The following is a 20,840-nucleotide window of genomic DNA, read 5'->3' as shown; positions in this document are numbered from 1 at the left end:
TGCGTGCTTGCATGAAGAAATTAATAATGATAGCGGCCGCAGCAGCCCTATCTCTTGCTGTAAGTTTCCTTAAAACGGGTTTTGTTTATGTTCAACCCGACGTGTTTCAGGACATGATCCAAAAACAAAAGCCGCTTACGGTTATCGAGAGCACAAATCTCAAGTCAATAGAATTCACCTTGTCCTCCCCTAAGGCGGCATTCGTTGCCGAAACGCCAGCTCCTATAAAAAGCTCTGTACCTGCTGACAATAACCAATCGGACCAAGACAAGATTGCCAAGGTCGAGCAGGACCTCATTGACCACATGCTGAGCAAGGGAGTTGCCGAAAAAAACGCCAGCCTGTACGCCTCTCTTATCGTCAAGCATTGTGAGACTTATGACGTCGACCCTTATACAGTCCTCGCAATGATTCAGGTTGAGAGTTACTTCTCCCCTGATTCCGTCGGCAAATACAATGATGTTGGGCTTATGCAGATTCGCCCTTCCGCACAGAAAGCCACAGGCATTAAAGGCGATCGAACGGAGCCGTCAGTCAATATCGAAATAGGCGTCAGCTATTTGGCCTACAATCAAGATCGCTTTGGGGAGGAACTGGGAATCATTGCTTACAATCAGGGTGAAGGAAACGTTTCAAGAGGTACGTATCGTTCTACCTATTTTCAAAAAGTCAGCACTGTTCTTAAAACCATCAAAAAGAATGCCTGACTCCATACAAAAGCTGTGGCCTTGGAAACAAGGCCTTTTTTTGTTTGCACCTGTTAACGGGGATGGAGCGACCACTAGAGTATGGGCAACCAAATTTCAGCAAGAACCAAGAGGAGTTGGGTTATATGAATATTTTTAATACAACGGAATGGGCTGGCATGATGTCAAACAAGGATAATACCGCCCGCTATATTTACGATTTGATCGAAACTCGAAAGAACATTTCAGAAATTCACCATGCCGCGGATGCAGAGGTTAGCCGATTGCAAGCCCGGATTGATGCGGTTAACGCATGGCGCGATTCTACTGTCGAACCGCTTCAGAGCAAGATTGCTCTTTGCGAAAAGCTGTTGCTGATACTTACTGCTGAAGGCCTCAAAAATTCAAGCGAGAAAGGCACCGAAGAATTACATTTTGCTAACTCTGCGGATGAAACGGTGGACTTTCTGAATTTTATCCGGAATCGCGGAAAGTTTGAGGTGGAGTAAGCCATGTTAAGTGCAAATTATTTAAAGCTAAGACAAAGCGAAACCAGGGACATGCACAACATTGAACTCCTAAAAGCCTGCAAGATGGATAATCAGCTTATGGGTGACTTCCTAAAAGCAAACCGAGACTTTATTTTCTCCATTATTATGCACTTTAAAGGGGGCATAGAGGAGCTTATCGCAAAGTTTCGCGTCTCCGAGGAAGAGCTCTATCAACATGCATGCATCGGTATTTTGACCGCAATCAAAGACTTCAATTTTGATAGAGGCATAAAATTCACTACGTATGTCGTTCGCCCCATTCTATGGGAGATCAACCATTTGCTCTATAGCGACTCCCAGTCCGTGCGTCTTAGCCGCGGCGCCGTCGAATTGATCAAGAGAATGGCCGAAATTGAAGATACACTGGGTTATCGGCCTGCGGAGCGGGAGATGGCTGGGCTGCTCAACGTTTCCGTTGAACGTTATCGGGAGATCGCTATGTTCAGCGACGAACTTGAACATTACGATGCACTGGAAAGCTTCGAGATAGCAGATAAGGAACGGCGCAATATTGAGGAGGAGGTCACCAATCGCATTTACGTCCAGCAATTGCTTAACGACCCGATTTTTACTGACTTTGAAAAAAGGGTCATGCGCCTAGTCCTGGAAGATGACAAATACACTAACTCACAAATTGCTGAACGCCTTCATGTTTACCCAATGACAATAAACAGGACATTCCATAAAATTCGGGCAAAAATCGAAAATCAGCAAGCCAGCTTGCGCGGCGAGAGAGACGCGACAACTTCCAAATACGAACAGGAAATATCTATTATCGCCCAGGAAACCAAAGAGCGGAACAAGCTACTTTGTATCGACGATATTACAGAGCTTCTTGAAATATGCGGTTATGATCCTAAGAAGTATACAACCAGGATTTTGTACTACATTCGCCAAAAAGCGAATCAAAAAGGGGCATAAATCTATGCATCCCTTATCTCTTAAATTCTACTTCGGCGACTCTTGCGGACATTGCCGGCGGTTCGCGAAAACCCTTGAAAAGATCGAACAAGAAAGAGCCAACATCAGTGTGTCCAAGATCGCCTACAATCCATCCCAGCATCCCGATATCAAGTTTATCCCGACTGTGATCGTGTTCCTTGGCAACAAGGAGCTGGGGCGTTTCAGCAGCGCTTTGGCCAAGAAGGACATTGACAATTGGCTACACCAAATAAATGAATACATCAGCGACTATTTGGTAAAATCATAAGGGAATACCCAACATGCAAAAAGGAGCCTCCAATTACGGACGCCCCTTTTTGTTATTCCGGCTTGGCAATGCCCAGCTTTTTAGCAGTACGTTACCTATTAAACCGTTGTTAATTGAGATACCAGCTGCTCTACCTTATCATTCAATAATCGATTTTCGTTAATCAGCTTCAGGTTCTCGTTACGCAGAGTGACAATCTCATTGCTAAGCTTATCAATTTTATCTTCATAGGCGGCAAGCCGTTCCAGCAAACCGGCCCTGAATGTCTGCTCGTCCTTGGACAGAAGTTCTCTATCTGTCATTTTGTTGTTGCTCTTACCACTTGCGTAGCCAATTACGCCCGTGATAACAGAAACAACTCCGCCAATAATCGCCGTGATTGCTCCCGTGTCCATTTTTATCACTTCCTATGACTATTTGCTGCATCCTATACAATAACAATATAAGCATGTTGGGTTAAAAAATAACCCCTGCCGAATAGCAGGGGCCGCCGTCACATAATAAACGCATACATTCCATCCTCATAGATCTCCACAGTAATAAAACAAGGGAGGCCCGAACCTTGAATGACCTCCAGCATCGAATTCAAGTCTCCGGCAAACCTCTCGTTGACCCTTATCGAAGTCCGCAAATCTCTGTCGCCTTTAAACGGGACAATGAGACTTGAAGCAATATAGCCGGATTTGATCGTAATGCTGCTCTCTAACAGACTGCCAGCCCATACATCTATCATTCCGGTTACATCTTTGCTGTTCGTTCGCCTTGCGGTAATGGTACTCGACAAATCACTCCGCTCTTCCCCAACAACAGTGATGGATGACGGAATAACAGAATTGGCTACGATCATGATAGTTCCAACACAATGAAATCTGCTGACGCCGATGTCGGAAGGCACGTCCGATACTTCCGAACGACGTATCGTTATGGAAGAAGTTAGTATATAATCCCCATTCCGCCGTATCGTAAGGCCGCCGCCCATAAAATCCCTGGACACGGAGATCGCGGAAGCCAAAACATCCTCACGCCGTGTCCTTATGGTAATGCCGGAAGGAAGTCTGTGCTCATCCTTGCGTTTAACAGTCATATAGGAATGCATGTTTTCACGACGTACCGTCACAAACGACTCCAGCATCATTGGGTTCAACACGCGAAGGTTGGTCTGAAGATCCTCTTTGTCCCATGTGCTTTTGATTGTAATGGCTGTTCTAACATCCCTCGACTTGTTTTGCCGGGAGACCATGGTTCCCTTTAAGTCAGAGTAACCCGCGCTGGCTACTTTAGGATCATCGTATCGCACAATCAGCCGTGGTCTGTAGCTGGCCCCCCGTTCGCGAGTGCCAAAACGGGCATAAACATCGGAGGTTTGCTGCTCCGGCCTTAACAACATTCCATTGTTGACTGCCGCACCATTGTACCACCCCTGAACCATCCCTAACACATCAACTTCTACGTACGTTTTGGCTTTGTCAACGCCAAGTTCGGCAAACTTTACACCATGAGCAGGCATACTTGCCCAAGTAACGCCCACTTCTGCCCAGTCTGTCTCTACTTCATAGAGTCCTATCGGCGTTCCGGCCATGCTTGTCTGTTCAACATACAATTGAAGCTTTGCGCTTTTCAATCGCTGTCCCGCAGGAATTGTAGCGATATCAAACTGGATCAGAGCATTGAAGTCCTCGCCATCCATCATACGGCCAACGATTATCTCTTGCTCTTCCCCATAGTTTAAACGCGGAACGTTAGATCGGACAAAAGCGTCCTTAACGGGAGTCAGGCTTAATTCAACGATAGGCGGCGGCATAACCGAAAACGTACCCAGCATTCTGCCATAGACAGGTACGGCAATATGACTCGTCAAGTCCGATGTCCACTTCACCTGGATATCCGATGGAAGATGTTCGACATAAACCGGCGCGACTGCCACCCGCGCTTTCATTCTGCCGTGAGGTTTCACGGTAATAGCGGAGAATACATCATCTCTAAATGGAACGTCAATAAAGCTTTTCCGCTGCTCCACGGAATCTCGGTATCCTTCATACAACTCGAATTCCTGAATGGCAAGCTGGCTTCCAGTTAGCGAATTGCCAAACTCCATCTTAAAATATCTGAACATCTGGCCATTGGCATCGCCGTACAATTCAAACTTCCGCAATTCGCCGCTTCCCCATACTGCCAGGTTTGAGACCGTATCCAGCAATGTCCAATTCCGCTTGTCATTGCTTCCATAAAATGTCCAGTCGCGCGGGGTTTGCGCCTGGTAAGTCACTCTTGCGCCGATCCCGTAGCCTGCAATACAAAGAGGTTGGCCATAGTCAAAAATAAACCAGCCTGTCCTATCCCCTGAGCCTAGCGCCCACCCGTAGCCAGCGGTAGTGTTATTTACCATATTCCATGGAGGATGATCTGCATTAAAAACACTTGAAACCTCTAATGCATAACCCTTCCAATCGGATGCAGTTACTGGTAATGTAACGTCTGTATAGTTAGATTTATAATACGTGTCTAACGTATCATTGCGGTAAACGTGCAGTCTGGATGCAAGATCTCTCCGCGGTCTTACGAATAGCTCACATAGGAGGGCGTTATTTCCCTTTTCACTGGCTGCCACTAGAAAAACAGGGCGAAAACCTGTATTTACGGCAGCTAAATCTGTTGTTGATATAGCACCTAAACCTGTTGCCCCCGTGTAACCTCGCACAGTCCGGTTTCCTATCGCACTATGCGTATTAAGAGTTTGCGACCACCAATTGCTCCAATTCCACACTTTGTTGTCGCCGGGATTGGAGGTGCCATCCAAGCCTGACCTGACGACGTAATTCTCCCAGTCGTTGTCCTTATCAGCAACCCCTACTCCGCCTGTGGGCAGACGAACATAAGCTGTTACGTTTGAAGTCGCTTCCTCATATAGCTGCATCGCATCAACACTGGAAAAATACCACCCCGTATAACCATTGTTAGCCGTAATAATCCACCGGTAAAATAAAAACGGCGTATGATTGGATAGTTCGAACATCCTCATCTCCGTCAGTCCGGTTACATTGGTTTGGGAGTCAAGCACTTGCCATTCGGCGCCGTTGTGGCTTCCTTGTATCTCCCATGCTGTAGGCGCCCCCTCGTTGTATATGCGCGATAATACTGAATAGGCTTTAATAATCCTGGGTCGGTTATAGGACAGAATCATCCAGCAGGGCGCCGGGTGGGGAGCAATCCACCTATTGCTCTCGCTGGTGGAATCATCGCCATTAAACATTTTCCATGCTTCGTACTGACTCTGAAGGACACCACTGCGAGTAAGCGTAACCCCGCTGCCTTCACTGGACGTCATAGGCGTAACCGTCGGTACTAATGTTTTTCCCGGCACACCCTCCAGCATTTTTCCTGTTACCAATCCGGCATCATTCAGCGCTCTCCATGTAATGCCCCCTTGAATATTACGATCGGCAATTAACTTGACTCGCCCCAAACGGTCCTCTTCAACGGCGATTAAATAGAAATCCCCATTGGGCAATAGAGCTGTTCCGGCCTTGGGAAGAAAATCGCTTGTCTCTTCGCCCATATTAGAGAACGAACCCACCGTATTGGGGTACGTACATTCGTAGTGGCAACGGATTCTGTCGCCCACCCTCATCCCGGATTCGCTCAAAACCTCTCTAACGTGCATCAGCCGGCCATTTTCGTCAATATCAACGGCTTCCAGGCTCAAATATTTATTCTCTGCCTTGGTTATTTCAACAGTATGCTCTTTATCCTCCAGGCCTGTAATCTCAAACTGGAGGACAGTATAACGCAATTGTCCAATCTCGGTGTAGGTATGGGGGACCCCGTCCACAGTGATAATGTTATTGCCCCTGGTGGCAGACGTGTTGCAAGCGGATAGGATTCGAAGTTTCGTTCCTTTGAATTTAAAGGAAATTTTGGCGTTTGGCGTTGCTGTATCATAGGAGATGACCCCCTTGTATGCATTAGCATTAACCTCCCATCCATTGGAGAAATGTAGGTAGGAAAAAGACGGATGATCATTCCTGTAACGCTTCCATCCAGGCTCTGGCACAGGCATGAATTGCCCAACCTCGCTCAGGATGTATCCATCATCATCAATATCGATGGCATCTATAAAAAATTGCCCCCCGCTTGTGGGGGCGGGATCTCCAAAATCTATAACCGCTTGGTGAACTCCTTTTTCCAGTGACCATTTTTCATACACGATTACTTGACCGGTATTGGCTGTTGAGTAGTTGCTTCTGAAAAACTCTTCATCGCCCTTGTCGATTCTAATTCTTAGACGATCACTACGACCGGGAAACGTACAAGCAAGAATGCGAAGTCTGGTGCCGAAAAACGAAAACTCAATCCTGTTATGTCCGAGAGCGGGAGTCAAAACGCTGGATTGACCGCCATACATGTTTGATACAATCGAAGTCGTATTGTATACAATATATCCATTTGGAAAAGAGAGCCTGTCATCGTTCACCCTTTGCCATCCCGGTTCAGGCGCCAGCATTTGCGCGCCTAGCGCAGCAGGCAGAAATCCCCTGGCATCCAGTTCGAGCGCATCGAACCTAGAATACTTCTCATTGCCTGCATACGTTTTGATAACAACGTTATGCTCCCCGTAGGTGAGACCTGTGATACTAAAAGCGAGTGATGGCGATCCGGCATTGATTTTTGTCGTCTGGTACGGTGTACCATCTATATAAACTATATCACCGTTATTTCCCCAATTGTACTGATACACCAGCCTAAGCCTTTCTCCGACAAAAGAGAAGCTGATTTCTTCCGCATTGTAGTGAATGCTTCCCTCCTGGTTCTTGACCTTGTAGTTAATGGCAGGTGACGTATCTTCAATACGTCTCCAGCCATTATCGGGCTTGGAATAGGCTTTTCCCAGATCAGTGTCGGTATAATCATCAGTTACATCCGCCACTATCCGGATACCGTTCATGGTCACGCCCCATTCGCCTTTCTGATACAGTTGAATTCGGATATAGCGGAATTTTCGGTTTAACTCATGTTCCCTTGCAGTGCCATACGGAGTATCTGCGTAGGTATTGATTACCCGCGGTACTAATTCAGTCCAAAGCATTTTGTTGTCGGAGCCCATAATACGGTAATCGGATATGGTGTCATCCCTTGTACGCGGGTAAAGGATCATTTTATGAATATGGTTTAATCTCGGTAGAATGCTGTTAAAATCGAAGTCAAGCGTTACGCTGCTCCCGCCTGCCGTCAACCAGTAATTAGTTGCCCACCAGTTATCGTCTACTCCATCAAACAAGTAGCCCATATAGTAGTAGTTTGCGTTTGCGTAGACTCCAACACTGCTTGTTACAACGATTCCGTTTCTTGCGGTGTATACGGTTTGGCCCGTTGTTCCTCCTGTACCGTCCCTTAATGTTAGTTCGTAAAGCATTCAGACACCTGCTCTCATTGTATTGAGCCTAATCAAATTCATACTCCACGATGGGTCTAAACCCGATTTTCCCTTGTGTCGTGTAGGTTCCCGCTACACTCCAGTAAACATTGTCGTACGCGCCCTTCCCCCTGATTGTGCGCCCGTTTCCGGAAGTATCAAGACCCGTGCCAAGAGAGGTAACCCCTGAACGCACCGTGTCTTGCGTCCACTCTGCATCTACGCCGGAAAATCGCCATACTGTCTCCCCGTCAGAATACTCTGGCTTGGAAAAGGCGCCTTTGCCAAGGTACAGGTCCCACTCATTATGAACAGGATAAATACCAAATCCCCTGTCGGAGCTTGATGGATTTCCTTGGCTGTCCGCAAATGCAGTGCCTCCATTCAACATTCTGATCCTTGTTCTGGCGGGCTCTTTATACAATCGCAGTTCTCCAATGCCTGAAAAGTTTGCATGGCCATCATTCGCTTCTATATAAATGCGATATTTTTTGTAAGCAGTGATGTTGCCAAACACATAGTCGCACTCTTCATAGGAAAGCCAGCCTCGCTTGGCCCTGGCATCCAGCACAGTCCACTTGGCGCCATCCCACGCCTCTAACGTCCACTGGCGTGGCATGATGGTCGTATTTGTAGTGGGCGCTTTAAGCGAATACTTCTGAATAATGACAGGAAGCGGAAATTCATATTCCAGCCAACCTGATTTTTCGCCTGATTTTGTCAGCCAGCCGTAAGCAGCATCCTTACCGTCAAATGCCATATACGGTTCATAGTCCTTGCTATATGTCGAGCTTGCTGAAGCCACTCCATAGGGATGGATATTGGAAGTCATAATTGGATTATCCGCCGCCGTCAGCTTGGTTCCATGAGTATAGAGGGAGTTGTTAAGCATCAGCCATGACACTCCATGCTGAATAGGACGGTCAGCGATCAAAACTCCCTCTTTCACCTTAATAAAGTAGAAAAAACCATAAGGGACCGTTGCTGAATCGAGAGGCAGTTCTGCTTCCTTGTCCTGCGATCCCAGCCGATAAAACATACCGGCTGTATTGGGAGCCGCAGTCCGATAGCCGCAAGGAATAAAGTCGCCTATCTTCATTTCGGCAATGGAGTAGCGCAATTCGCCGCCAGTCGCGGGATAGTTGACCGGCGAAACCAAATAACCTGGTTCATCGATATCGATGGCATCTACGTTAATCTGCTTTCCCGAAATAGCGGTGCTTATGGTTACAACATGTTCGCCCAGTTCAAGTCCCATGATTTCAAAGGAGTTGTTAAACGCGGAGACGCTCCCCCAGTTGCTGTACCGGTATTCTTGATTATCAATCGTGATGACGACATCGTTTGATGCGGAAAGCTCTCTGTAGGCTATAACGCGAAGTTGTGATCCATAAAATGTAAAGCTAAGCGCAGCGTCAGGATTTGTGCTGTATCTAAAGGTACCCCCATACCTGTTGGAGGCATCAACAGCCGAAGTTGTCCACGGTCCGGAATAGGTCAGTCCGGGATCCGTGTCGTCAAACCTGCGCCATCCATTCTCCGGAACAATAAGCTGGGAGCCCTGAATACACCTGATATAGCCTTCTTCATCGATATCGACTGCATCAAACGTAAAGTCCGGATTGGAGCCTCCATTGGCCAGTTTTTTTATCTCTACCATGTGCTCCGTATCTGCCAATCCTCTTTTTTCGTAAACCATGACCCTATTTGCGTTAGCATAGGAAAGACTAAATGGCTCCACATGACCATCGATGGACATTTCAAGCTGGCTGGAAGAGCCGGGAGAATAAGATGAAATAAGCCTCAGCTTGCTGCCCTTGAATACAAACCTTAAAGTACACTCCAGCGTATTGTTGGCAGATTGATGACGGGAACCTCCGTAGTAAGCGGCATTAGTGCCAACCGACCAACCCGTGCCAAGATAGGCATAGTAGGGATGCTCGCTGTCCACCCTTAGCCATCCGCGCTGCGGCTCGCTGAGAATATCTCCGATAAGCACCGGGACGGGAAGCATCTCGCCTTCGACTCCAAGATCAATGGCATCGACGTGCATAAACGTTCCGCTCGTCATCTTAATCGTTACAGTATGCACGGTATCCTCAAGCTCCGTTTTTTCATAAGCCAGACTAAAGGGCTGATAGGTTTTGTTGTCGTTAATAGAGAAGTATTCGGCTGGCCCTGCATCGATCATAAGCTCCACATTTGAGTCATATTGCGAATGGAATTCGGAGATCAGCCTGAAGCGGCTGCCTCGAAAATGAAAAACCAAATAGCTTCCAATGACGGTTGTAAAGTAAACGGAACCGCCAGTAAACAAGCGGGAATTGGTGGTTTGCCACCCCGCTCCTCTTCTGGACGTGTTATCGTCTGCACCGAACCTTGTCCATCCCCTCTCCGGTTCTGTCAAAATATCTCCGATATTAGCCATGCTGCATCTCCTTCTCAGTACGGATCGGCTTTAGCGTAAATATAAAAATCGCCGCCAAGCATGGTATCTTCCTTTGTGACAATCCGGACATAAAATGGCGCTTCATCTCCGTCCGCAAAAACGCCGTTAAATCTTAGCGTATCTTCCGGAATAAATGGACTATTGAATTGGCTGATCTCGATGGCCGTTTTTTCAGGAAAATCCGCCGGTGAAACAAGAACCCTAAGATTGGTGACTTCAAATCCGGCTAAATTTTTAATGTATACCTTTACAGGCAGAGAAACCTGACCCGCCACCAGCGTCCCGAAATCCAGGAGCTTGAAGCTATTATCATATCCGTCCGAGTAATAGTGGGTCCCGATTCCGGTACCGTCGTGAAACCCCAACACGGGACTCAACAAATATTGTAGGACTAGTTTGGGTCTTAGAGCTGCATTGGAATGGGCAGGGGAAGCAAATATGGCTCGGGTATAGTTATCACCTGCCACCATCCTCAGACCATGAAAGCTGGTGTCGATAAAATTCAAAAGGTTAATTCTATGCCATTTCCCCGTTGCTCCCGGAGTGGTAACCTGGGTCACACGCTTTGCATTCGATTCGGGTGGAGCAGTTCCATGAGCCCAAGGTTGTGCAATTGTATAAAAAACGGCTCCCCCATTCCCGAAGCGGACATCGTTAGGAGGAGTCGTACTGGTACAATACAAATCGAGATAAGCATTCACTAAAGTAACGCCCTTTGCTAGATCCGCCTTAAGCTGATCAAAAGCCGAATAATAGATGGACGAGCTAAGCCGATACGTCTGTGCGCTCGCCCCCATCATTCCCGCCCCTTGTGTAGAGTTATTCTGGTAATACCGGAACCCCTCACCATCCTCGATAGTTATGGAAGGATCTATGCCTACCGGATACACGGCATTCTTCAAAAAGGCTTCATCCGTCACTACAACAGCTAACGTAGGATAGCTCCCGTCATGCCCAATCCTGTACTCTACTCCATGGCTAACGGAACCTGCCGAATCTTCCATATACGGCTTATCAATTCTCCATAGATAACATCCGTCTTCCGATTGAATGGAAAAGCCTCCCGAATCTACGGCAAGCCGCATCCCCCCTGCTTTGACCGTAAAAACAAACTCCTTTAGCGGCGTCTGTTTTTTGAGCCATATGGTCTCTTTTACGGAATCGGAGAAAACGTCATAAGCAACATCTACGCTGTCGAAACATTCCACAAATCGGCAGGAGCTGCCAGATGCCTCTGAATATGCCGGCTGCGCCCCCTTCAGCTTAAAGTTGATCCAATGCTCCTCCCCCCCATTTTTGAATGCTACGCCGTATAGATGGGTGTTTTCCGAGGTTCGATCACCAAAGTAAGTATTGAACCGATTCGCTGTTACGCCATTAGTAAACTCCCAATCGTTGCTCTTTACGATGTTTGTATCTATCTCTTCCCAGCGCTTCCCGTCCGGACATAAATAATGGACAGGATACGAAAAATATTCGGTCCGGAACTGTCCGCCGCCCATACTGAAGGTTTTGGAAGCCGCTGTACGCTGTTTAATAGCTTCCCGCATGTCTGCACCTCCTTATCTCAGTTCCCAGGCAATATTCCCGCTTGTATTTTTCTTAAGAGGCGCTTCAATGGTATCCACGCTTCTTCCGTTACGTTTAATCTCCAGACGACCGTTCAAATCCCTACTGGCTGTAACCGTCAGATCGAGCCGTGCCATACGATTCAGGGGAATCTGGCAGATGGCTTTAAAGCGAAAATCCACCCCGTCGATCGTAAACTGTGTTTTATAGCCAAAATTGAATTGAGTGACCGCCGATTGCCCAGAACCTTGGACTCTTGGATTAAAAAGAAACTCGGCATCCTTGTAAGTGATAATATCGTTGTACATCATCGCCCTTCCGGTAAGCTGGTATGACTTTTCGTTTGTCACGTAAGACACTTCAAGCATCTGTCCAAGAATTTTGAAAATGCCGCCGTAAACCTCGAAGTACATCGATGAGCCATTACCCACCAGCCCAAACCTAAGCAGGTTTTTACGATCAATCCTGTAGTAATCGTTTTCCTCTAATGTCTTGTAATCGAATTCTGGCAAGCAGCTGCCGTTTAAATATTCGGCCGCCCAAATGAATGGCTGGCTAACCGGAGAAACAATATCCTGATTTCCAAACAACTAACATCCCCCCATTGTATTGGTGAAGTATTGGTGAGAAATGCCCCACTATATAGTGGGGCATGACTGGTTACGTAAATTGATAGGCAATACGAGTAAGAAACGTAAAGTTGCCTGCCGTTGCGGTTGCCGGCACGTTGGCATGAAGCGATATTTTTGCATAGTTCACAACGGCTGTTAAAGAGCCATTATTCGCCGTTCCTTTAATACGGGCTGCGCCAGCCGCCCCGCCTGCTTGAACGAGCTTGGTCGTTGTTCCGCCAATTGGCGTATAAACGGTTTCATTCAGTGAGTCCACTCGGGCTTCAATCCACTTATTGACCACAACCTCCCCCGTATTGCTGCCTAGAACGTCTTTCGTCGTAATCGTGCAGTTGGTCATATCAGAAACATCACTATTAACACCCCTGTTGTTCCAGATAAGAAACGTGTGCTCATTGGAGACGCTGCCGGCGTCAACCACGCCAATTTGCCACTCCGTTTTTTGAGTAGCGTTTGTTATGTCGTACCATTGCACTAATGGCGATGCCATATAATCCCCTCCTATTTCGAACGTTGCTTCCAATATAAGCAGGCCTGCACATACCTTAACGAACAAGCGTAAAAATAAAACAGACCCCTATCGAGGTCTGTCCATGAACTGCTTTTACAGCACTTTTTTGTAGCTGATATCCAGAACATCCGGTATTCCTTGTGTCACCTGCAACGTGTCCGGCGCAAAATTAATGCCCGTATAGTTTCCGTTGCTATCCTGAATATTTTCATAATGGATCGCCGGAGTCTGGAGCTGTCCGTTGATGTAAACATACATCGTATTTTGGCGTGCCGCTCCTTTGGTTAATGTATATCCCGTTTCACCGCCGATAGCTTCATAAACCTCACGGGTTGATTCGTTCTCCAGAATATTCAGCGAGCTTTCAGCAGATTCCAGCCGTGCGGCAAGCTCTAACAGAACTGCCTGTACGGTAAGGCCAGCATAAGCCGGATCGGCGATAACGCCGACAAGTTCTGCCCCTTTGCCTATAGCTGTACTGGCGAAATCATTGCGAATGGCTGTGTCCGCTCCAGCGCGATTTTGTGCTTCGTTGGCGATTTGCTGCAGAACGGAAACGCCCAGATTTGCGTTGCCGTCATTGTCCAGCGTTCCTGCTGCCCCATACAAATCCTTCATTAGCTGAATAAGATTCATGTAGGCCTTGGCATCCGTTGCACCCTCCACGAATCCGGCGCCGCCATTGATGATTGCATCAACCGGAATAACGGAGAGGCTTGTACGAATCACAAAACGGTAATCAATGCCTTTTGCGTCTGCCGGGAATGTATACGGCTGCTCCACGCCGTCCTCCAGGCTGTAAAATTTCAGCAAGTAAGCTCCCGCGTTCTCTTCCAATCGTCCATAGACCACATCAGAATCGCTATCCCCAATTGGCGAATCCGTCCCCGTCAGGCGGATTTGAACCTTTTCGGTCAGTACAACCCCTTCTGTATCAATCGCTGCAGCTACTGGTCTGGCTCCAACATCAGCCGTAACATCCAACTGGTCGAGCCCTGACACCTCTTTATCATTTACCTGAACAAATACGTCGATTTTTGTATTCTCCAGGATTTCACGATGAGCTGCAAAGTCGATATCGATGTAGTTTTCGCTGATTTTGTTGGCTTCGTCAAAATGTTGGTTTCTCATGATTTTGCTGTTAAACTGCTCTCCACGAAATCTCGCTATGCCTCTTGTTCCTGCCATTGCTGTCACTTCTCCTTTTAATTCTGGTATCTGTCTCATTATAGGAATGCGGTTGTTTCCGCTCACAAAGATGCGTAATTATAGTACTTTCACTACTAATTGAACGGTGAGTCCTTCGATTCCATCACCCGCCGAATCAATACTCAATCGGTAGTGGTCATTTTTTTGGACGTTCGCGACAGAAATAACAGATGGGGTTTGGCTTGTATCGCTGGACCTCTGCCCTCCTTCAATAACGAGGCTGTTAGCCAACATGTTTGTCCAGACCGGAACGGACGTAAAATCCTGATGGGAGCATTTTTCAATCGCTATTACCGTTTCCGTTGCACCTGGAGCCTCGCAGTCGGCGTGGACGGCTGTCACGATCCCTTGATAGGGAAAGCGCAAACCCATTTTCACCTTGCCTTGTTTGACCTTGCCCAGAACAAACACCATTGTTTTGCTTTCTGCACGCTGTTCGATATAGTCAAGTCTGGCATCAAGGTCAATATGCGGTGCGTCATTATCCCTATATTTTCGAGCCTTGATTATTTCCACTTCAAGTCGCTTCAGCAATTCAAGATCGAGACCGCTTGATCCGCCAGGGGGCTGCTGTTCAATGTATTGGAGTCTCCAAATCCGAATGTGAATTTCATCGCCCGCATTCAGCCGTACCGCCTGTCCGGCCAGCGCAGGGTCACTGTAGTTGCCCGGATATCTGCCCAGATCAAGTAAAATCGACCGCTCATCAATTTCTTCGTAGCCGCCGCCCGACAGCAAATGCTGTCCATTGAAATGAACCTCTAGTTGGCCAATATCCGGGACATAAGTGTACGGATCAAGGTCAATAAGCAAACCATTGCCACTGTCCAGGTATTGCCGATCGACTATGATTTCGACATCGTCCCAATAAATTGACTTATGATTTGCCCCGTATGTCCTAAGCGTCATTTTTGTTCCTGCCACGATCCCACCTCCTTACACATGATTGATGTCCAATATGAAGCTGATCGGTTTAATGCCAAAATGATCAAACTTCCGTTCTACCTTCATCCAAAACTTCACACTGCCCAGCGGAGGCACTTCCTGAAATTCAAGTAGAGGAGAAACATGATCCAAAGGAGCATCAAGTCCGTCATCATGACATAAATCAACCCATTCATATCCAAACTCGTCAAGATGTTGGAGGATTCCCATCCTGATTTGACGAGCCGGTTTATCTGCGGAGGGATTTATTAATTCCATTTGAATCATGATTTGGTTATCGTACATTGTCCCGAGGTGGGTATCTCCTGTAACATTAAGCTCCTTGCCCTTCCATTGAACTTTCAGCTCCGTACCGTACAGATAGGAGTCCCCGCCATATAAATCAAAAGCCCCCAAGCTGGAAACCAAGTTTCCAGCAACGTCATAAACTCTTAAAATGCCGTGATAAGGCATTTCGGGGACATTCAGTTCTACTCCAGTCCAGTTTTTTTCTACGGTCGAGGAAGCAATTGCATGTCCGCCAGGATCGCACAAATAAACCGTGTATCCTTCCGGCAGGTTGCCAACAGAAAGTTTGTCGCTTCTGCACAGGACCATTTTATCAATGCGCATTGAATCATAGCCATTTATTGCTCTACCCTTCAAGGCTACCCCCAGCTTGCTGGCCACCATGGAAGCTGTATCGAACAGCTCCCATCCGCTGCCGCGATCGGCAAAAAATGTCCATCGGTTGCCTCTGCGGAGCGCCCGCCATTTGCTGTACTCCCGGGTTGCGGTGTCCATGCTTTCCAGAAACTCGATACGCGATTCTCCATCCTTCCAAACAACGATCCCGCCTTCATCCCCATATTCGGTTGGCACATAATCTGCTGTTACTTCAAAGAGCAGACTGAATTCGTTATCCGGTATATCAAACAAAATCAGATTGTCATCTTCGGTATGCTGAAGGACAAATTGCCCCTTGCCCGCATCCAAATCTCCCGTATTGGCAGGAGAGAGAACATAACGCGCATGAATACTCCCGCTATCAAACCCGTCGTCAAACAAAAGCCCGCTTGAATTTTTGTATAAACCCAATTAGCTCACCTACCTCGTCTTCTTCCAGTTCCAGATGTTCCACGAAGCGATCTTGCCCATAATCAGCCAGAGACGAGACTTTTTACTCTCGGGATGCGACTTCAGCACGCCTTCTTCCGCTCCCGCAATATCGGTCTCGACGACTTTGTAACGACTGCCTCCTTGCCCCTCCCCGATTGTGGTTTCAATCGTTTCTTTGATACGTTTAGATTGACTTGAATGAGACAACACTGTCTCATGCACACTTCGTCTACGATAAGCAGGATGACCAGTGTCTTGTATATCTGTCTCCATCGCAGCACGGCTCCTGCCGGAGGGGGTAACCTCTTGAATGTCCGTCTCCAGTCTCTTTCTCTGGCGGGCAGCAGATGATAGGCCATCGTCATCCGCGCCGCTAGTCAGCATCAGGCTTTCAGCTTCAATGGTTGATGCCGCCTCTCCTCCGCCCGTCGATACCACGCTCTCCGAATTTTCGGCATGTTGGGTAACCGCGGCATGAAGCGTTTCTCTCCCTCCATTGTCCAATTCCTCCAGGGCTGCAGGCATTATTGCATCGCCAAAATGGGTGCTGCCTTCCCCATGTTTAACTGCGTCGAGTACGCTATCGCCTTGACTTTTATCCATATGGTGGAGAACAGCTTCGCCCGATTCAGCCCAATTAGCAGCATGATGTCTTTGCAGGAAGCTTTCGTCTTCAGGGAAGGCTCCTTCACTTCTTTCCGTTTCGTGAAGGATGGCGTCCCAGGAGAACTTCGAACCATTAGCAGATGGAATAAACTCCCTGATCGCTTCGTAGTTCGATGACTTGGAAGCCCGTGTATCCTTTGAGACTGCTGACTCCAGCTCACGGTCTCTATCCAATGCCATTTCGTATTCCTGCCTAGCTGCATCAAACTCCGTCATATATCCCGCCTTGGCCATGTCATTTTCATTTTGATACGTAAAATAGTCCCTATACTGCGCTACTTCTGTCTGCTGTACAACATAATTCCCAAATCTGTCCCGGTAATCGCCAAATTCGGGGTTCTCCATCGTTCCAATCCAGTCCGCCTTGCTTTCTGCAAGCTCAGGCCTATGGCGTTTCGCCAATTTGCTATTTGCATCAGCAATTGCCTTGCCCATATCATGAACAAACAGTTCTTTTCCCGATCCTGATATGTTTCCGAATGCAGGAGTTGTCATAATTCCGGCAAAAGGGGATTGCGAATAGCCATGCTCCGCCACATGCCCAATCGCTTCGTTTCTAGCACCAATCTGACTTTGCTGAAGGGAGTGCCGTACGAATTGAACGCCGCCCCCCGATTCCGCCGTTTCCGTATTGAACCTATCTGCCTCTGTTTTGTTTCCGCCTGCAGACTCTCCTATTTGATCCAGCACAGAATCACGTATCATAGTGACCGCCGCCTCGGACAAGCCTCCTTGAGTCGCGCTGTGAACAATATCTTCAATACCTGCCTCGATGTGCTGAAATATCTCAGATCCATACATAATTTCCAATAACCTTGCCACCTTGGTCACATCCGAATCCCCAGCTACCAAATACTTGATATTCTGGGCAAACTCATCCCCGTTCATGCGCCCGTCCGCGCCGGAACGGCTGTCTGCTCCCGTAAGGTATGAATATTGGGATTTATCCCCGCTTCCGGCTTCCGAGCTCGTGTATCGGGATATTTCAGCAAGTCCGGCGGTATTAGTATGGGTGTCTGTAAAATGTTGTGCCGGGCTGGCTTCAATCTCTTTTTCACCAGCAGGATGCAGCCATTCAAAAATAGCCTCGCTCGGTGGAGCAGTAAACTCGCCTCCAGCAAGGCCTTGCGCCTTTGCACCCATTGCCTGTTCCCTCTTGCTGCCTTTGCTCATGAAATCAGCTGCGGCCCCGTCTGCTATTTCATTTAGCCGCTTGGCATGACAGTGCTTAATGATTTCTACCCCGCCTTGAAAAAAATCATCCCTTTTTCCATCAATCCATTTTTCAATCCTGGCCCCGTCTTCGTAATCCTTGCTTTTATTGACCGCACTCCTCACGGCCCCTGGACCATACGCTAGTTTCTGACGATCATCTGCCAATATCTCGCCAGCAGGCTCCCATGACTCGGCAATGACCTTATCGGCATCGGCATAACGAACAACCCGCTGCATATCCAATACATCGGTGACTAATCTCCCGGCGGAAAAGGCTTCTTCGTCTATTTCTTTGATTTTAGCTCTCGCCCGTTCAACACCGCCCGAAGCAGCATGGAGATGCCTATCGCGGGCATTCACATAGCTTTCGGTTTCTGCATCAACCCTCTTCCTCAGCCAGCTATCGGTTTTTGCATCCCTTTCGGCCACCAAATGATCCTTTAAATGCATGGTTACAGGAACGCCTTGATTCGCGATCGGGGAACGCTGAGTGCTGTAATCTGCGGACAAAAAACCATGAACATCGTTAAGGTAGCTAACAACGGTCGCCTTAACGGTTTCTAGGCCGATGCCCTCAGGCTCTAGCGCAAAGCTGGCGGCAATGCTTTTGCCGAAAGCTCCGGTTGCACTATCGGGGGTTTTCCTTGCGCTTTTGGAGTTTTCTTCGATAAACGCCTTGTACGTTCCGTTAACCGGAGCAGTCAGCAGGTACTGATTATTTATGTCAACCAAATGGTTCAAATCAAGCATCAGTCCATAACCCTTTTTAGAAAAAAGGGCGGTGATACTGAGCAGGTAAGATTTATTACCGTTCAGCATGTCACCGCCTCCCCCCTATCGTATTAAATTCGCCCCGTTTTTACTGATTTTTGAGCAACGTTTCTTTGAGGATGCCCAATCCGATTGGCGCAAACGGTGACATATTAGCTAATGTCAGCGGGCTGACAGGCGTGTCGGCCAGCGTATAACGATAGAGCTGTTTGTAGTCATAGGTGGCGATAACTTCATCGCCCTCCGCCGGAATTTTGCCGGCTGCAAACGTTATGGCTTTTGTTTCAAGGTCGATGGTATAGTCGGCGCCATACTCCATCTGAATGCAGCTCACCATTACCCTCAGACTAAATGGGGTGCCGTCATCCATGTTTGAAGGCCGGTGGGATAGATGGAAAATGCCTTTTACTCCGTCGCCTTTGCCCAGATCCTCGTACTCGGAAGTCTCGACCACCTCCAGCTCGTCGAGCTGGGAAATATTTTTGGGATGTACGGCATAACACTCATCCAGCTTCCCTACAAAGCCGTCATTGGGATGCACAATGTACATCGGTGAAATATGGTACTTGCCACTGTATACGGAAGGGTTAAATCTGGCTTCGCCAGCGTCAACCTGCTTGTCATGCGAAATAAACGCAAGGTAATGGCTTTGGTAATAGGTGCCGCCAATGGATTGCTGAAGCTGCACCGAGCTATTGCCGTTTGAGGTATTGTTGCCGTAGTCGACATAGGTAGCCCCAAGCTTCATATCGGCTTTCCACTTAATCTCATCCTTTACCCGGCAACCCGACATGATGAGATTGTTTTTACGCGGCTCTTTGCCCAGCGTCGTCAGTCGACCGATATAGAGCGGCGCGTAGTAGGTATTCTCCGGGCCCGGCGTTGGGTCCGGACGCAGGAAAAGCACAATCCGATCTTTTGTAATGTTCCCCCAAAAATACATGGTGGAATCTCGCTGCCAACCGCGGGAAAAATCATCAAGCGGAGTAAAGGAAATGGCCGTTGGCAGGGAAGGATACAGATAATAAAGCGATGTATATGCTGCATTTAACAACGCCGTGCCATCATCGGGATCAAAGGATTTCACAGAAATATCGCCATAATCCAGCGTCCCCGCGCCTGTCGCGTTCAGCACTTTAATATACGAAACGTTTAATTCCGAGCCGGCCAGTGGAGCGTTCCCAGTAACTGTTATGGTGTTCGTCGAATAGTCCACCGTGTAGGTGCCTTCCGCTGCCTGTACCTTGTTAATATACAAGCTTAATGTGCCTTCCTTAATGGTAGCAGTGGTTGGAATCGGGAACGTTTTCCTCGTTCCGTCGCCGTCCGGCATAATGGAGTCCGGATCTCCAATGTATACCGCACCGCTCATACCCTGTACAATTTTTTCGCCCCTTACATCATCAAACGTAAAGAAATACATTCTTTTGGGAGGACGCGGAGCGATTTGAGAAGGCTCATAAGAAGCCGTGCATTTATCTGCAGGCCCAATCGTCGCCCCCATGAGAATTTGGCCTTTAAGCTCATCGATTGTGTAGTCCGATTCAGGCACGATTGTGCCGTTTTTATACAAAATAACGCTATCCGCTTTGACAGGAAACACCTTGAACTGCAAGCGCGTATTGGACCCTTCGACCGCTACAAGCTGGCCAAGAACGGAGTTCTGGGAAATGAAATCGGCTTCGCCCAGATTTGCGCTGGCTTTAGTGCCGTATCCATAAACCATGCCAAAGTTTCTAACCTGCCCGTCGCTCCCCGTTGAACGGAAAAGGCGGACATCCGCAAATTTTGTGTTTTTGAATACGGAACGGTATTTAATGAATGTATTCCAGCCATTCTGGTTGAACAATTTTTCAAGTTCCAGCGGCAGCTCTTGAATATTGGAGTCTTTATCAAACCACATTTACAAATCACCTCT

The 20,840-nt window shown here is 47.8% G+C and carries 15 protein-coding genes; 4 read left to right on the top strand and 11 right to left on the bottom strand.

What is annotated here, in order from left to right; translation table 11 throughout:
* Nucleotides 1-11 precede the first annotated feature (11 nt).
* From A7K91_RS04515 to A7K91_RS04500, 4 genes are all read left to right on the top strand, one after another.
* Nucleotides 12-707: a transglycosylase SLT domain-containing protein gene (locus A7K91_RS04515; protein ID WP_169833373.1), complete on the top strand. Its 696-nt coding sequence runs from the start codon at nt 12-14 to the stop codon at nt 705-707.
* 125 nt (nt 708-832) lie between these two features.
* Nucleotides 833-1,195 carry a hypothetical protein gene (locus A7K91_RS04510; protein WP_068680110.1) on the top strand — a complete coding sequence of 121 codons (363 nt, stop codon included), beginning with the start codon at nt 833-835 and terminating at the stop codon, nt 1,193-1,195.
* 3 nt (nt 1,196-1,198) lie between these two features.
* On the top strand, nt 1,199-2,158 hold the full coding sequence (locus A7K91_RS04505; protein ID WP_068680108.1) for a sigma-70 family RNA polymerase sigma factor: 960 nt from the start codon (nt 1,199-1,201) through the stop codon (nt 2,156-2,158).
* Nucleotides 2,088-2,447, top strand: coding sequence for a thioredoxin domain-containing protein (locus A7K91_RS04500; protein WP_082967228.1), 360 nt, complete (start codon nt 2,088-2,090; stop codon nt 2,445-2,447). Before A7K91_RS04505 ends, A7K91_RS04500 begins: the two co-directional genes overlap by 71 nt.
* Nucleotides 2,448-2,545: 98 nt before the next feature.
* On the opposite strand, the gene A7K91_RS04495 is transcribed toward A7K91_RS04500, so the two are convergent.
* The 11 genes from A7K91_RS04495 to A7K91_RS04445 form a co-directional block, all read right to left on the bottom strand.
* The gene (locus tag A7K91_RS04495) at nt 2,546-2,842 is read right to left on the bottom strand and encodes a short coiled-coil protein (RefSeq protein ID WP_068680105.1); all 297 of its coding nucleotides are present in this window, start codon (nt 2,840-2,842) and stop codon (nt 2,546-2,548) included.
* Nucleotides 2,843-2,940: 98 nt separating this feature from the next.
* Entirely contained in the window at nt 2,941-7,857 is a 4,917-nt protein-coding gene (locus A7K91_RS04490; RefSeq protein WP_068680103.1) for a DNRLRE domain-containing protein, read from the bottom strand.
* 28 nt (nt 7,858-7,885) lie between these two features.
* Nucleotides 7,886-10,285 carry a discoidin domain-containing protein gene (locus tag A7K91_RS04485; protein ID WP_068680095.1) on the bottom strand — a complete coding sequence of 800 codons (2,400 nt, stop codon included), beginning with the start codon at nt 10,283-10,285 and terminating at the stop codon, nt 7,886-7,888.
* A 14-nt stretch (nt 10,286-10,299) separates the two neighbouring features.
* Complete coding sequence (locus A7K91_RS04480) at nt 10,300-11,856, bottom strand: hypothetical protein (RefSeq protein ID WP_068680093.1); 1,557 nt, start codon at nt 11,854-11,856, stop codon at nt 10,300-10,302.
* 12 nt (nt 11,857-11,868) lie between these two features.
* The gene (locus tag A7K91_RS04475; RefSeq protein ID WP_068680091.1) at nt 11,869-12,465 is read right to left on the bottom strand and encodes a hypothetical protein; all 597 of its coding nucleotides are present in this window, start codon (nt 12,463-12,465) and stop codon (nt 11,869-11,871) included.
* 70 nt (nt 12,466-12,535) lie between these two features.
* Complete coding sequence (locus A7K91_RS04470) at nt 12,536-12,997, bottom strand: hypothetical protein (RefSeq protein ID WP_068680089.1); 462 nt, start codon at nt 12,995-12,997, stop codon at nt 12,536-12,538.
* A gap of 114 nt (nt 12,998-13,111) precedes the next feature.
* A complete protein-coding gene (locus A7K91_RS04465; RefSeq protein WP_068680087.1) occupies nt 13,112-14,206 on the bottom strand; it encodes a hypothetical protein in 1,095 nt (364 codons plus the stop codon).
* 78 nt (nt 14,207-14,284) lie between these two features.
* Nucleotides 14,285-15,151, bottom strand: coding sequence for a hypothetical protein (locus tag A7K91_RS04460; protein ID WP_068680085.1), 867 nt, complete (start codon nt 15,149-15,151; stop codon nt 14,285-14,287).
* Nucleotides 15,152-15,163: 12 nt separating this feature from the next.
* Nucleotides 15,164-16,249 carry a cell adhesion protein gene (locus tag A7K91_RS04455; RefSeq protein WP_068680083.1) on the bottom strand — a complete coding sequence of 362 codons (1,086 nt, stop codon included), beginning with the start codon at nt 16,247-16,249 and terminating at the stop codon, nt 15,164-15,166.
* A gap of 9 nt (nt 16,250-16,258) precedes the next feature.
* Nucleotides 16,259-18,970, bottom strand: coding sequence for a hypothetical protein (locus tag A7K91_RS04450; protein ID WP_068680081.1), 2,712 nt, complete (start codon nt 18,968-18,970; stop codon nt 16,259-16,261).
* A 40-nt stretch (nt 18,971-19,010) separates the two neighbouring features.
* Nucleotides 19,011-20,825, bottom strand: coding sequence for a hypothetical protein (locus A7K91_RS04445; RefSeq protein WP_068680079.1), 1,815 nt, complete (start codon nt 20,823-20,825; stop codon nt 19,011-19,013).
* Nucleotides 20,826-20,840 lie beyond the last annotated feature (15 nt).

The sequence above is a fragment of the Paenibacillus oryzae genome, from assembly GCF_001675045.1.
GTDB lineage: Bacteria > Bacillota > Bacilli > Paenibacillales > Paenibacillaceae > Pristimantibacillus > Pristimantibacillus oryzae.
This window is presented reverse-complemented; position numbering and strand designations above follow the sequence as displayed.